Consider the following 14845-nt stretch of genomic DNA (forward strand, 5'->3'; position numbering starts at 1 on the left):
TACATTCATGATTGTTGACACACGCCGACTCTCCCCAATGGGATCCCGGTACGGGAAGCGTGCGAACCGCTATCTGCGGTTTACCCTGATGTGGTCGATCTCTGGATCACGATCGGGACCGCGGATCATAGCCTAAAGTGCGGCAGAGATCTTCTGTTTCTCACAGTTTCTTCCCGATTTATCCACAGGGTAGTTTTGAGCCGCTTAAGTGTAATCGATCCTGGCGCGCCTGCTGCGACTTCCCCTCTCATATTGGAAAATTTAATGACGAATGCACAAAAATGAGTGAAGAGATCTAACGAAGATCCCCGAGGATCCTTGCGCTTTAATGGGGAGGCCGTATAATTCCCCACCCGTCGCATTTCGTCACTGTGCTTGTCTTACAGATCCTGGTCGTTTTCAGGGTCGAAAGAGGAAGTCAGGCGCGGGAATTAAGGAAAGAGAATTGACTCCGGAGTGTACAATTATTACAATCCGGCCTCTTTAATCAGCCACACTGAGGCGTAAGTCACTGCAGTTTCTGCGGGGCGTTATGCTAACCCAGTGAAATTTATCCAAGTTTAGGTAGAAATCGCCATGAAACGCACTTTTCAACCGTCCGTACTGAAGCGCAACCGTTCACACGGCTTCCGTGCTCGTATGGCTACTAAAAATGGTCGTCAGGTTCTGGCACGTCGTCGTGCTAAAGGCCGTTCTCGTCTGACCGTTTCTAAGTAATAAAAGCTAACCCCTGAGTGGTTAAGCTAGCTTTTCCCAGGGAGTTACGCTTGTTAACTCCCAATCATTTCACGTTCGTCTTCCAGCAGCCGCAAAGAGCTGGCACGCCGCAAATCACCATCCTCGGCCGCCTGAATTCGCTGGGGCATCCCCGCATCGGTCTTACAGTCGCTAAAAAAAATGTCAAACGCGCGCATGAACGCAATCGGATTAAACGTCTGACGCGGGAAAGCTTTCGTTTACGTCAGCACGAATTGCCAGCAATGGACTTCGTGGTAGTGGCTAAGAAAGGTGTGGGTGACCTGGATAACCGGGCTTTATCGGAAGCATTGGAAAAGTTATGGCGCCGTCACTGTCGCCTGTCTCAAGGCTCCTGATAACCCTGATTCGGGGTTATCAGCGCTTCATCAGCCCGCTCCTTGGGCCGCATTGCCGTTTCAATCCCACCTGTTCTCACTACGGAATTGAGGCATTGCGCAGGTTTGGGGTGCTAAAAGGCAGTTGGTTGACAGTGAAACGCGTATTAAAATGCCACCCTTTAAACCCCGGTGGAGACGATCCCGTCCCACCTGGACCAATTGATACCAGAGAACACTAACGATGGATTCGCAACGCAATCTCTTTCTCATCGCTTTGTTGTTCGTGTCTTTCATGATCTGGCAAGCCTGGGAGCAGGACCACGCTCCTCAGCCTCAGGCGCAGCAGACCACGCAGACTACGACCACCGCAACGGGTAGTGCCGCCGCAAGCCAGGGTGTGCCGGCCAGTGGCCAGGGAAAAATCATCACCGTTAAGACTGATGTCCTGGAACTCTCCATCAACACCCGCGGTGGTGATGTTGAACAGGCACAGCTGTTAACTTACCCGAAAGAGCTCAAATCTACCGAGCCGTTCCAGCTGCTGGAAACCACGCCAGAGTTTATTTATCAGGCACAAAGTGGTCTGACTGGTCGTGATGGCCCGGATAACCCGGCTAACGGTGCTCGTCCGCTGTATAACACGGATAAAGACACCTTCGTGATGGCTGATGGCCAGAACGAGCTGGTTATCCCGATGACCTATACCGACGCGGCAGGCAACGTCTTCACCAAGTCCTTCACCCTTAAGCGCGGCGAGTTCGCGGTTGGCGTGAACTACAACGTGAAAAACGCCGGTGAGAAGCCGCTTGAGATTGCGACCTTCGGTCAGCTGAAGCAGTCCATCAATCTGCCGTCCCATCGCGATACCGGTAGCAGCAACTTTGCGCTGCACACCTTCCGCGGTGCCGCGTACTCCACGCCTGACGAGAAATACGAAAAGTATAAATTCGATAAAATCTCTGACGGTGAGAACCTGAACGTCAACGCCAGCAACGGCTGGGTGGCGATGCTGCAGCAGTATTTTGCTACCGCATGGGTGCCGGGTAATCAGGGTACCAACAACTTCTATACCACCAAACTGAACAACGACGTGGCGGCGATTGGTTATAAATCCGCACCACAGCTGGTTCAGCCAGGCACAACCGCACAGCTGGGTAGCACGCTGTGGGTCGGCCCGGAAATTCAGGACAAGATGGCCGCGGTTGCGCCTCACCTTGACCTGACGGTGGATTACGGCTGGCTGTGGTTCATCTCTCAGCCGCTGTTCAAACTGCTGAAGTTTATCCACAGCTTTATCGGTAACTGGGGCTTCTCCATTATCGTTATCACCTTTATCGTTCGTGGCATCATGTACCCGCTGACCAAAGCGCAGTACACCTCCATGGCGAAAATGCGCATGCTGCAGCCGAAGCTGGCCGCTATGCGTGAGCGTATTGGTGACGATAAGCAGCGCCAGAGTCAGGAAATGATGGCGCTGTACAAGGCAGAGAAGGTCAACCCGCTGGGTGGCTGTCTGCCGCTGGTTATCCAGATGCCAATCTTCCTGGCGCTGTACTACATGCTGATGGGTTCCGTTGAGCTGCGCCACGCGCCGTTCGCCCTGTGGATCCATGACCTGTCGGCGCAGGACCCGTACTACATCCTGCCGATCCTGATGGGCCTGACGATGTTCTTCATTCAGAAGATGTCGCCAACTACAGTGACCGACCCGATGCAGCAGAAGATCATGACCTTTATGCCGGTCATCTTCACGGTGTTCTTCCTGTGGTTCCCGTCCGGCCTGGTGCTGTACTATATCGTGAGTAACACGGTGACCATCATTCAGCAGCAGCTGATCTATCGCGGTCTGGAAAAACGTGGCTTACACAGCCGCGACAAGAAAAAGACCTGATAGCATTTAAGCTCAAGCACACGGAAGGCGGTCAATTGACCGCCTTTTTTATTTGCTACCTAAAGACAGAGAAACTATGAGCCATAACGAGACAATCGTTGCCCAGGCGACCCCGCCGGGACGTGGCGGAGTCGGGATCCTGCGCGTCTCAGGCCAGCTTGCTCGCGACGTTGCGCAGGCGCTGCTGGGCAAGCTGCCAAAGCCACGCTACGCCGATTACCTGCCGTTCCGCGATGCCGACAACAGCACGCTGGATCAGGGCATTGCCCTGTGGTTCCCGGGGCCAAATTCCTTTACCGGCGAAGACGTGCTGGAACTTCAGGGTCACGGCGGCCCGGTTATCCTCGATCTGCTGTTAAAGCGCATTCTGGCTATTCCAGGCGTGCGTATCGCCAGGCCCGGTGAATTCTCAGAACGCGCTTTTCTTAACGATAAGCTCGATCTGGCGCAGGCGGAGGCTATCGCCGACCTGATCGATGCCAGCTCAGAGCAGGCCGCCCGCTCGGCGCTTAACTCTTTGCAGGGAGCGTTTTCTGCCCGCGTAAACCATCTGGTTGAGGCGCTGACCCACCTGCGTATTTACGTTGAGGCGGCCATTGATTTCCCGGACGAGGAGATCGATTTTCTGTCCGACGGCAAAATCGAAGCGCAGCTTAATCAGGTGATAAACGATCTGGACGCCGTGCGTGCCGAAGCGCGACAGGGCAGCCTGCTGCGCGAAGGGATGAAGGTGGTTATCGCCGGTCGACCCAACGCCGGTAAATCCAGCCTGCTTAATGCGCTTGCGGGTCGTGAGGCGGCCATCGTTACGGACATCGCGGGCACCACGCGGGACGTGCTGCGTGAACATATCCACATCGACGGTATGCCCCTGCATATTATTGATACTGCCGGGCTGCGCGAGGCAAGCGACGAAGTAGAGCGAATCGGTATCGAACGTGCATGGAATGAGATCGAACAGGCCGACCGGGTGCTGTTTATGGTTGACGGCACAACGACAGACGCAACGGACCCGGCGGCAATCTGGCCAGACTTTATCGCCCGACTACCCGAACGCCTGCCGATCACCGTGGTGCGTAACAAAGCGGACGTCACTGGCGAGACGCTGGGCCTGAGCGATGTGAACGGTCACTCACTTGTTCGCCTCTCCGCGCGTACCGGTGAAGGCATCGAGGTACTGCGCGATCATCTCAAACAGAGCATGGGCTTCGACACCAATATGGAAGGTGGCTTCCTGGCGCGCCGCCGCCATCTCCAGGCGCTGGAAGAGGCCGCTACGCACCTGCAGCAGGGTAAAGCCCAGCTGCTGGGCGCATGGGCCGGAGAGCTGCTGGCTGAAGAGCTGCGCCTGTCGCAGCAGTGCCTGAGCGAAATCACCGGCGAGTTCACCTCTGACGATCTGCTGGGCCGCATTTTCTCGAGCTTCTGTATCGGCAAGTAAGTATAAAGTAAGTAGGTGCTCACTTTTCAACCTCCCGCCCGGTTTTTGCCGCGCGGGATTTTTTTCGTTCTAATTTAATGATTTAGCCGTACTACACTCTAAGTATTCAGCAAAACAATTAATTGATCACGTATTAACCGTTTTTTAGCGGTCCGGGGCCGTGCGTTTGCGGCCGAAAAACCCTACAATCGATAAAGATGTCCCAATGACCATTATCACGGAGCGACAAATGGCAACGCATTTTGCAAGATGGACAATTGATCCCCGACTCCCTTATTCATCCCATCTCGATGAGGACAGCCTCAGCTTTGCGGGCACCCTTCCTGAACGCCGCAGAACCCGTTTTCTGGCTTCACGCACGCTGCTGGCCGAGCTGCTGTTCATGCTTTACGGCATCCAGAAGCTGCCGAAAATTGTCACTACCGTGACCGGTCGTCCCCACTTTGCTGACCGCACGCTGTCTGACTTCAGCATTGCCTATGCGGGTAACAGCGTGGGCGTGGCGGTGACGACGGAAGGCCGCTGCGGGCTGGACATGGAACTGCGCCCGTTTGGCCGGATGACGGGGCAAAACTCCGCCCCCAGGTTCAGCAATAATGAAACCACCTGGATAAACAACCAGAACGATCCCTACGAAGCCCGCGCCCAGCTGCGCACCCTGCGCCAGAGCGTGTTCAAGCTCACCGGCAGCGACGATGAGCTTCAGCTGATACCGGGCGCTGGGCGTTTACGCGTGAAGCACCAGACGCAGATTGAGGCCATCAGCGACGTAGAAGATATTCTGGTGTGGGGCTGCGCGGTATCACCCGTCGTCGAGCGACTATCATTGTGGGAGTTCGATCATCTCGAAGGCTGGCGCAGCCTGAAGGACGTTCAGGCCCGCCGCAGCGATCCTGACGGACACATCATGCGTTTTTCCAGCCAGCCCTACGAAAAACATCATTACCAGACCGATCTTTCCTGAACGTCCTGACCAAAGGAGTGTTTATGTCCGACTCGTTAAAAATAGTTACGTTACTGGGGAGCCTGCGCACGGGCTCATTCAACGCCATGGTCGCCCGCACGCTGCCGAAAATTGCCCCGGCGGGGATGAGCGTTGACGCGCTGCCGTCCATCAAAGATATTCCCCTTTACGATGCGGATATGCAGCAGGAAGAAGGCTTCCCGCAGACAGTTGAAGCCATCGCAGAGCAGATCCGCAGCGCAGACGGCGTGGTTATCGTCACCCCGGAATACAACTATTCGGTTCCCGGCGGCCTGAAGAACGCCATCGACTGGCTGTCACGCCTGCCCGAGCAGCCGCTGGCGGGCAAACCTGTTCTTATCCAGACCAGCTCCATGGGGGCGATTGGCGGCGCGCGCTGCCAGTATCACCTGCGCCAGATCCTGGTGTTCCTGGATGCGATGGTGATGAACAAGCCTGAGTTTATGGGCGGAGTGATTCAGAACAAGGTAGATACGCAGACTGGTGAAGTGGTGGATCAGAGCACGTTAGATCATCTTACCGGGCAGTTAACGGCATTTGGCGACTATATCAGGCGCGTAAAAAACTAACTGACATAAAAAAACCGGTCGCCATGACCGGTTTTTTTTGGCTGAAACTGCGTCAGTCGATAAACGCAATCTTCAGGATGAACAGCAGCGCCACCACGATCACGCACGGGCTGAGTTCACGCCAGCGCCCCGTCCCCAGCTTCATCACCAGGTAAGAGATAAAGCCCAGCGCGATGCCTTCGGTAATCGAGAAGCTGAACGGCATCATTACCGCCGTGATAAACGCCGGAACGGCTTCGGTCAGGTCGTCCCACTTCACGCGCGACAGGCTGGACGTCATCAGTACGCCAACGTAAATCAGCGCGCCCGCGGCGGCATAGGCCGGAACCATTCCCGCCAGCGGCGACAGGAAGATAACCAGCAGGAACAGCAGACCTACGATCACCGCGGTAAGACCGGTGCGGCCACCGACGGAGACGCCGGAGGAGCTTTCGATATAGGCGGTTACGGATGAGGTGCCGATGAAAGCACCGGCAACGGAAGAGATGCTGTCGACATACAGCGCCTGCTTCATGCGCGGGAACTTGCCTTTGTCGTCCGTCAGCCCGGCTTTATCCGTTACGCCAATTAGCGTGCCGGAGGAGTCAAACAGGTTAACCAGCATAAAGGAGAAGATCACACCCGCCAGGCCAATGTTCAGCGAACCGGCTAAATCCACCTGGCCGACCACGGACAGCACGTCCGGCGGCGCAGAAACGATGCCGCCGTAATGCACATCGCCCAGCATCCAGCCCAGCAGCGTAGTGACCACGATGGAGACCAGCACGGCGGCGTGAATATTACGTGAAGCCAGAATCGCGATGATAAAGAAGCCCAGCGCGCCCAGCAGCACGCTGTGCGAAGTCAGGTTACCGATGCTCACCAGCGTATCTTTGTTTGCCACGATGATGCCGGCATTTTTCAGCCCCATCATGCCGATAAACAGGCCAATCCCGCTGGTAATGCCCACGCGCAGGCTGAGCGGGATATTCGCGATCATCCAGTAGCGAACGCGGAAGATGGTCAGCAGCAGCAGGCCAACGGCGCCCCAGAAGATGGCCCCCATGCCGACCTGCCAGGACAGCCCCATCGCGCCAACAACCACGAAAGCAAAGAAGGCGTTAAGACCCATCGCGGGCGCGAGCGCCACCGGCAGGTTAGCGAAAATCCCCATCAGGATGCTACCCAATGCGGCGATTAAACAGGTGGTGACGAATACGGCCTGGGTATCCATACCGGCGGCGCCAAGGATCTGCGGGTTGACGAAAACGATATACACCATCGTCAGGAAGGTCGTAAGACCGGCGATCGCTTCGGTACGTACCGTGGTGCCGTGTTCGCGCAGTTTAAACACGCGCTCGAGCAGCCCCGGATTTGCAGCCGGAGTAGATTGTGGTTGGCTCATGAGTCTTGATTCCGAACTTGAGAGGGAAAAATCCGTCGTTATCCTATACCAAAAAGGCAAAATGTTGATGGTGGAAATGGACTTTTTTTCATTCAATTTGTTTATACGGCAACGATTGCGTACCGCATTAATTGCGCAAATTGGGTAAGATGGTCCTTCACTTTTTGAGAAGGAAGCGGCATGTCCCGGATAGATGCGGTGTTCTTTGACTGCGACGGCACCCTGGTCGACAGTGAAGTAATTTGCTCCAGAGCCTACGTACATATGTTTGCGCAATACGGCATCGAACTTGCGCTCGAAGAGGTCTTCAAGACGTTCAAGGGCGTGAAGCTCTATGAAATTATCGACGATATAAGTCAACGCTATGACGTGCGCCTCGATAAAACCGAGCTTGAGCCGATTTACCGCGCGGAAGTGGCAAGGCTGTTCGACAGCGAACTGCAGGAGATTTCTGGGGCGAAAGCGCTCATCGAGCGGGTAAAAGTGCCGATGTGTATCGTTTCCAACGGACCGGTCAGCAAAATGCAGCACTCGCTGGGCAGAACCGGCATGCTCGACGCTTTCCCGGACAGGCTCTACAGCGGCTACGATATTCAGCGCTGGAAGCCAGACCCGGCGCTAATGTTCCACGCGGCTGATGCAATGGGCGTGGAGGTCAAAAACTGCGTGCTGGTGGACGATTCTATGGCGGGTGCGCAATCGGGCGTTGCGGCAGGCATGGAGGTCTTCTATTTCTGCGCCGATCCGCACAACAAGCCGATCGATCATCCAAAAGTCACGACGTTTACGGATTTGGCACAGCTGCCGGAACTCTGGCGTGCCCGGAGCTGGGATATCATTCGATAAAAAAAAGCCGGATGGCGCTGACGCTCATCCGGCCTTATATTTTTCAGCTTCCGATAAAAATCACTCTTTCGGATCTTTGCCCGCCAGCAGCTTGTCCAGCTCATCGCCGCCCACGTGGCGGAAGTCCTGTCCTTTCACGAAGTAGAAGATGAACTCGCAGATGTTCTGGCAGCGGTCGCCGATACGCTCGATGGAGCGGGCGCAGAACAGCGCGGTGAGCACGCTTGGGATAGTACGCGTATCTTCCATCATATAGGTCATCAGCTGGCGCACGATGCCTTCATATTCCTGGTCAACTTTCTTGTCTTCGCGGTAGATGCGCACCGCTTCGTCCAGATCCATACGCGCAAACGCGTCCAGCACGTCGTGCAGCATCTGCACCGTGTGGCGACCCAGCGATTCTAGGCTCACCAGCAGCGGCTGATGCTGCTGGGAAAACTTCTCCAGCGCCGTGCGGCAGATTTTGTCCGCCACGTCACCGATGCGTTCCAGCTCGGAGATAGTCTTGATGATCGCCATCACCAGGCGCAGGTCGCTGGCGGTAGGCTGACGCTTGGCGATGATGCGCACGCAGGCTTCATCGATCGCCACTTCCATCATGTTGACCTTCTGGTCACCTTCGATGACCTGCTTCGCCAGCTCGCTGTCCTGATTGTGCATCGCGGTGATCGCATCGGAGAGCTGCTGTTCCACCAGCCCGCCCATGGTCATCACCTGGGTGCGGATGTATTCCAGCTCAGCGTTAAACTGACCGGAAATATGTTTGTTGAGATTCAGATTGTCCATTGCGTGCTCCAAATCAACCGTAGCGGCCAGTGATGTAGTCTTCAGTCTGCTTTTTCGCAGGCGTGGTGAACAGCGTGTCGGTTTCGCTGAACTCAATCAGCTCGCCCAGGTACATAAACGCCGTGTGGTCGGAGCAACGCGCCGCCTGCTGCATGTTGTGGGTAACGATAACCACGGTGTAATCCTGTTTCAGCTCGGTGATCAGCTCTTCGATACGCCCGGTTGAGATCGGGTCCAGCGCTGAACACGGCTCATCAAGCAGCAGAACATCAGGGCGAATCGCGATACCGCGGGCGATGCACAGACGCTGCTGCTGGCCGCCGGAGAGGCTGTAGCCGCTCTGGTGCAGCTTATCTTTGGTTTCGTTCCACAGCGCGGCCTTGGTCAGCGCCCACTGTACGCGCTCGTCCATATCGCTGCGCGACAGCTTCTCGAACAGGCGCACGCCAAAGGCGATGTTGTCATAAATCGACATCGGGAACGGCGTTGGCTTCTGGAAGACCATGCCCACTTTGGCGCGCAGCAGGGCTATATCCTGGCTGTGGGTCAGAATGTTTTCCCCGTCCAGCAGGATTTCGCCTTCGGCACGCTGATCCGGATAGAGGGAGTACATTTTGTTAAACGTACGCAGCAGGGTGGATTTACCACAGCCTGACGGCCCAATGAACGCGGTAACCTGGTTCTTTGCGATATCCAGATTGATGTTTTTCAGAGCGTGGAACTTTCCGTAGAAGAAGTTCAAATCGCGAACCTGAATTTTGCCCGAGGCGGAATCAACCATACTCATCTGTTTCTTTATCTCCGTCCGGCGCCGCCTTTGCCGCGCCGTAAAATTTAACCGTGTTTACTCTTCGAGAAAATCACGCGTGCAAGAATGTTCAGCAACAGCACGCAGAGGGTAATAATCAGAACCCCGGCCCAGGCCAGCTGCTGCCATTCGGCAAACGGGCTCATGGCGAATTTGAATATTGTTACCGGCAGGTTAGCTATCGGCTGCATCATGTCGGTGCTCCAGAACTGGTTGGAGAGCGACGTGAACAGCAGCGGCGCGGTTTCACCTGCGATACGCGCAATGGCCAGCAGCACCCCGGTGATAATCCCGGAAACGGAGGCTTTGAGCGTGATAGCAGAAATCATTTTCCACTTTGGCGTGCCCAGCGCGTAGGCCGCTTCACGCAGGCTGTCCGGCACCAGCTTCATCATGTTTTCGGTGGTTCGAATCACAATCGGAATTTGCAGCAGCGCCAGCGCTATCACCCCGGCCCAGCCGGAGAAGTGCTGCATCTTCGCCACCACCACGGTGTAAACGAACAGGCCGACTACGATGGACGGTGCGGAAAGCAGAATATCGTTAATAAAACGGATAACTTCTGCCAGCCAGGATTTGCGGCCGTACTCCGCCAGATAAATCCCGGCCAGAATGCCGAGCGGCGTACCGAATACCGTCGCCCACAGAATTAACAGGCCGCTGCCCGCCAGGGCGTTTGCCAGACCGCCACCGGCCGTATTTGGCGGAGGCGTCATTTCGGTAAACAGGGCAATCGACATGCCGTCGATGCCGCGGGTCACCGTTGAGAACAGGATCCACACCAGCCAGAACAGACCGAACGCCATGGTGCCCATAGAGAGGGTCAGGGCGATGCGGTTTTTTACGCGGCGGCGCGCCTGCATCTTGCGGCGGGATTCAGCAAGCTTTGCGTCAGATTGCATTTCCATGGTGGTCATGAACGCGTCCCCTCGTTCTTCGCCAGGCGCATGATCATGAACTTAGAGATCGCCAGCACGATAAAGGTAATAACAAACAGGATCAGGCCAAGCTCCATCAGGGCTGCGGTATGCAGGCCGGATTCCGCTTCGGCAAACTCGTTGGCCAGGGCAGAGGTAATGCTGTTGCCCGGCATGTACAGCGAGGCGCTGTCGAGCTGGTAGGTGTTACCGATGATAAAGGTCACCGCCATGGTTTCACCCAGCGCGCGGCCAAGGCCGAGCATCACGCCGCCGATCACGCCATTTTTGGTAAACGGCAGAACGATGCGCCAGATAACTTCCCAGGTGGTGCAGCCGATACCGTAGGCCGACTCTTTCATCATCACCGGGGTTTGTTCGAACACATCGCGCATCACGGAGGCGATGTACGGAATAATCATGATGGCCAGGATCACGCCCGCGGCGAGAATCCCGATACCGAACGCCGGGCCGGAGAACAGCGCGCCTACGATCGGCACTGAAGAGAGGATATTGCCCACCGGTTCCTGGAAGTAGGTCGCAAACAGCGGAGCAAAGATAAACAGGCCCCACATGCCGTACACGATACTCGGGATGGCGGCTAACAGCTCAATGGCGATGCCTAACGGGCGACGCAGCCAGCCCGGGGCCAGCTCGGTCAGGAACAGGGCGATCCCGAAGCTCACCGGCACGGCAATCAGCAGCGCAATGAAGGAGGTGACCAGCGTGCCGTAGATCGGCACCAGCGCACCATAGATATCGTTAGGAGCATCCCACTCTTTGGTCCACAGGAACGAGAAGCCAAACTTCTGGATGCTCGGCCATGAGGAGATAATCAGGGAGATGATAATGCCGCCCAGCAGCAATAGCACAATCAGCGCAGCCATTCTTACCAGCGCGCTGAATATCATATCGCCTTGCTTGCCCGGCGCTTTGAACGTCGGCTTACTTACCGCCATAAATTACTCTTTTAGTTAACATGTTTACGAAATCGGCGGGTAAGCCTGAGCGTCCCCCGCCATTTTCGTCAGAAGGCTAAATTAATACAATGCCTTACCTGAACTGTCTTTTACGTTGGTCTTCCATGCAGCGCGAACCTGTTCAACCACGGCATCCGGCAGGGATGCGTAATCCAGGTCGTTAGCCTGTTTTGCACCGTCTTTGTATGCCCAGTCGAAGAACTTCAGCACTTCGGCACCCTGCTCAGGATTCTTCTGCTCTTTGTGGATCAGGATGAAGGTGGTGGAGGTGATTGGCCACGCCTCAGCACCTTTCTGGTTAGTCAGATCCTGAGCGAAAGATTTGCTCCAGTCCGCGCCTTTCGCCGCGTTAGCAAAGTTTTCTTCAGAAGGCGCTACCGGCTTGCCGTCCGCAGAAACCAGTTTGGTGTATGCAAGGTTGTTCTGCTTAGCATAAGCATACTCAACGTAGCCAATTGAGCCAGGCAGACGCTGCACAAACGCCGCGATGCCGTCGTTGCCTTTACCGCCCAGACCGGTCGGCCAGTTTACGGTAGAGCCAGCACCAACCTTAGATTTCCACTCTTCGTTTACTTTTGCCAGGTAGCTGGTGAAAACGAAGGAGGTACCTGAACCGTCAGCACGGCGCACAACGGCGATGTTCTGCTGCGGCAGTTTCATGCCAGGGTTGAGCTTAGCAATTGCCGCGTCATCCCATTTTTTAATTTTGCCGAGGTAGATATCACCCAGCGTTTTACCGTCGAGCACCAGCTCGCCGGATTTCACGCCCGGCAGGTTAACCGCCAGAACAACACCGCCGATCACGGTCGGGAACTGGAACAGGCCTTCCTGCGCCAGCTTGTCATCAGCCAGTGGGGCATCAGACGCGCCGAAATCCACGGTATTAGCAATAATTTGTTTAACGCCACCGGAGGAGCCAATACCCTGGTAATTCACTTTATTACCCGTTGCTTTATTGTAGGTATCTGCCCATTTGGCATACACCGGCGCAGGGAAGGTTGCACCGGCACCGGTCAGGCTTGCGGCAGCGTTAACGCCGAAAGCGCTCAGGGATAAGGTCGCGGCGACAACAGTTGCGACGGTGGTACGCATAACTTTCATAATGTCTCCTGCAGAGGTGATAAACGTAATTCGTTGTTAAGTCGTTGCAGGGTAGAAAATAGGACAGTTTGGTGACAGATAAATGTACGAATTATGACAGTTTTATGACAGGCCGTTCCAGGCATGACGCTTAAGCGAAATTGTAATTAAAAAGCATTAAAACTAAGTTGGTTAGGTAGAAATAAAAAAGCTGCCCGCAGGCAGCTTCTGAAACATCTTTATGACAGTAGATTACTCAACGGTAACCGATTTTGCCAGGTTACGCGGCTGATCCACGTCGGTGCCCTTAATCAGCGCAACGTGGTAAGAGAGCAGCTGCAGCGGCACGGTATAGAAGATTGGGGCAATAACTTCTTCCACGTGCGGCATCTCGATGATGTGCATATTGTCGCTGCTGGTGAAACCTGCGTCCCGATCGGCGAAGACATACAGCTGGCCGCCGCGGGCGCGTACTTCTTCGATGTTGGACTTCAGTTTCTCCAGCAGTTCGTTGTTAGGTGCCACAACGATGACCGGCATATCCGCATCGATTAACGCCAGCGGGCCGTGTTTCAGCTCGCCCGCCGCGTACGCTTCAGCGTGAATATAAGAGATCTCTTTGAGCTTCAGCGCACCTTCCATGGCGATCGGGTACTGGTCGCCACGGCCGAGGAACAGCGCGTGATGCTTGTCGGAGAAATCTTCCGCCAGCGCCTCGATGCGTTTGTCCTGGGAGAGCATCTGCTCGATGCGGCTTGGCAGCGCCTGTAAGCCGTGCACGATATCGTGCTCAACCTGCGCGTCAGCGCCCTTCAGGCGGCTCAGCTTAGCCACCAGCATCAGCAGAACGGTCAGCTGCGTGGTGAACGCCTTGGTGGACGCTACGCCAATTTCTGTACCCGCATTGGTCATCAGGGACAGATCGGATTCCCGCACCAGCGATGAGCCAGGTACGTTACAGACCGCCAGCGATCCCAGATAGCCCAGCTCTTTGGACAGGCGAAGCGCCGCCAGGGTATCCGCCGTTTCACCTGACTGAGAAAGAGTGATCATCAGGCTGTTGCGGCGCACCGCGGATTTGCGATAGCGGAATTCGGAAGCGATCTCCACGTCGCAAGGCACACCGGCCAGGGCTTCAAACCAGTAGCGGGAAACCATGCCGGAGTTATAAGAGGTGCCGCAGGCTACGATCTGGATGTGTTCCACCTGTGCCAGCATCTCGTTCGCTTGCGGACCAAGCTCGGTCAAATCCACTTCGCCGTGGCTGATACGACCGGCCAGGGTATTTTTGATGGCGTTCGGCTGCTCGTAGATCTCTTTTTGCATGTAGTGACGGTAGATGCCTTTGTCACCCGCGTCATACTGCAAATTAGATTCGATGTCCGGGCGATTAACCGCCTCGCCTTTGGTATTGAAAATATTAACGGAACGACGGGTCACTTCCGCAATATCGCCTTCTTCCAGGAAGATGAAGCGGCGGGTCACCGGCAGCAGCGCCAGCTGATCGGAGGCGATAAAGTTCTCGCCCATGCCGAGACCGATAACCATCGGGCTGCCGGAACGGGCAGCCAGCAGTACGCCCGGGTTGCGGGTGTCCATGATAACCGTGCCGTAGGCACCGCGCAGCTGAGGGATCGCGCGTAATACGGCTTCACGCAGCGTGCCGCCCTGCTCCAGCTCCCAGTGTACTAAGTGAGCAATCACTTCGGTATCGGTCTGGGAAACGAAGGTATACCCGCGCTCCTGCAAAGAGACGCGCAGCGGCTCGTAGTTTTCGATGATGCCGTTGTGAACCACCGCAATATGTTCGGACACATGCGGGTGAGCGTTTACTTCGGAAGGTTCACCATGAGTCGCCCAGCGGGTGTGTGCGATCCCGGTCCCGCCATGTAGCGCGGTTTCTTCTGCGGCTTCCGCCAGCTTTTGTACTTTACCCAGACGACGCAGACGGGTCATATGACCCTGCTCGTCGACAACTGCCAGACCCGCGGAGTCATAACCACGGTATTCCAGACGGCGTAGTCCTTCGAGAAGGATTTCAGCGATATCACGTTGCGCGACCGCGCCAACAATTCCACACAT

15 protein-coding genes are annotated in these 14845 nt (G+C 55.7%); 8 read left to right on the forward strand and 7 right to left on the reverse strand.

Going from position 1 to position 14845, the window contains the following annotated elements; all coding sequences use genetic code 11:
• Positions 1-576: 576 nt before the first annotated feature.
• From rpmH to AAE045_RS17975, 7 genes are all read left to right on the forward strand, one after another.
• Positions 577-717: a 50S ribosomal protein L34 gene (rpmH, locus tag AAE045_RS17945; RefSeq protein WP_003849659.1), complete on the forward strand. Its 141-nt coding sequence runs from the start codon at positions 577-579 to the stop codon at positions 715-717.
• 17 nt (positions 718-734) lie between these two features.
• Positions 735-1094, forward strand: coding sequence for a ribonuclease P protein component (rnpA, locus tag AAE045_RS17950; protein ID WP_271127453.1), 360 nt, complete (start codon positions 735-737; stop codon positions 1092-1094).
• Positions 1058-1315 (forward strand): membrane protein insertion efficiency factor YidD, encoded by a 258-nt coding sequence (gene yidD, locus AAE045_RS17955; RefSeq protein ID WP_202306309.1) that lies wholly within the window; start codon positions 1058-1060, stop codon positions 1313-1315. The genes rnpA and yidD overlap by 37 nt, the downstream gene beginning before the upstream one ends.
• Positions 1316-1317: 2 nt before the next feature.
• A complete protein-coding gene (gene yidC, locus AAE045_RS17960) occupies positions 1318-2967 on the forward strand; it encodes a membrane protein insertase YidC (protein ID WP_455548879.1) in 1650 nt (549 codons plus the stop codon).
• A 76-nt stretch (positions 2968-3043) separates the two neighbouring features.
• Complete coding sequence (gene mnmE / locus AAE045_RS17965; RefSeq protein ID WP_455548880.1) at positions 3044-4408, forward strand: tRNA uridine-5-carboxymethylaminomethyl(34) synthesis GTPase MnmE; 1365 nt, start codon at positions 3044-3046, stop codon at positions 4406-4408.
• Positions 4409-4637: 229 nt separating this feature from the next.
• On the forward strand, positions 4638-5372 hold the full coding sequence (locus AAE045_RS17970; RefSeq protein ID WP_455548881.1) for a 4'-phosphopantetheinyl transferase family protein: 735 nt from the start codon (positions 4638-4640) through the stop codon (positions 5370-5372).
• A 5-nt stretch (positions 5373-5377) separates the two neighbouring features.
• On the forward strand, positions 5378-5962 hold the full coding sequence (locus AAE045_RS17975) for an NADPH-dependent FMN reductase (protein ID WP_455548903.1): 585 nt from the start codon (positions 5378-5380) through the stop codon (positions 5960-5962).
• A gap of 52 nt (positions 5963-6014) precedes the next feature.
• Here the strand turns inward: AAE045_RS17975 and AAE045_RS17980 are convergent, their stop codons facing one another.
• Positions 6015-7346 (reverse strand): NCS2 family permease, encoded by a 1332-nt coding sequence (locus tag AAE045_RS17980; RefSeq protein WP_455548882.1) that lies wholly within the window; start codon positions 7344-7346, stop codon positions 6015-6017.
• Positions 7347-7526: 180 nt separating this feature from the next.
• On the opposite strand from AAE045_RS17980, the gene yieH reads away from it, so the two are divergent.
• The gene (yieH, locus tag AAE045_RS17985; protein WP_455548883.1) at positions 7527-8192 is read left to right on the forward strand and encodes a 6-phosphogluconate phosphatase; all 666 of its coding nucleotides are present in this window, start codon (positions 7527-7529) and stop codon (positions 8190-8192) included.
• A 60-nt stretch (positions 8193-8252) separates the two neighbouring features.
• Here the strand turns inward: yieH and phoU are convergent, their stop codons facing one another.
• From phoU to glmS, 6 genes are all read right to left on the reverse strand, one after another.
• Positions 8253-8978, reverse strand: coding sequence for a phosphate uptake regulator PhoU (gene phoU / locus AAE045_RS17990; protein WP_455426334.1), 726 nt, complete (start codon positions 8976-8978; stop codon positions 8253-8255).
• 13 nt (positions 8979-8991) lie between these two features.
• The gene (pstB, locus tag AAE045_RS17995) at positions 8992-9765 is read right to left on the reverse strand and encodes a phosphate ABC transporter ATP-binding protein PstB (protein ID WP_202306338.1); all 774 of its coding nucleotides are present in this window, start codon (positions 9763-9765) and stop codon (positions 8992-8994) included.
• Between the two features lie 47 nt (positions 9766-9812).
• Positions 9813-10703, reverse strand: a complete 891-nt coding sequence (pstA, locus tag AAE045_RS18000) for a phosphate ABC transporter permease PstA (protein ID WP_202306340.1) — start codon at positions 10701-10703, stop codon at positions 9813-9815.
• Positions 10700-11662 carry a phosphate ABC transporter permease PstC gene (gene pstC, locus AAE045_RS18005; RefSeq protein ID WP_455548884.1) on the reverse strand — a complete coding sequence of 321 codons (963 nt, stop codon included), beginning with the start codon at positions 11660-11662 and terminating at the stop codon, positions 10700-10702. The genes pstA and pstC overlap by 4 nt, the downstream gene beginning before the upstream one ends.
• A gap of 81 nt (positions 11663-11743) precedes the next feature.
• Positions 11744-12784 (reverse strand): phosphate ABC transporter substrate-binding protein PstS, encoded by a 1041-nt coding sequence (gene pstS / locus AAE045_RS18010; RefSeq protein WP_202306346.1) that lies wholly within the window; start codon positions 12782-12784, stop codon positions 11744-11746.
• Between the two features lie 231 nt (positions 12785-13015).
• Positions 13016-14845 carry a glutamine--fructose-6-phosphate transaminase (isomerizing) gene (gene glmS / locus AAE045_RS18015; protein WP_455548885.1) on the reverse strand — a complete coding sequence of 610 codons (1830 nt, stop codon included), beginning with the start codon at positions 14843-14845 and terminating at the stop codon, positions 13016-13018.

It is taken from the genome of Dryocola clanedunensis, assembly GCF_038405435.1.
GTDB lineage: Bacteria > Pseudomonadota > Gammaproteobacteria > Enterobacterales > Enterobacteriaceae > Dryocola > Dryocola clanedunensis_A.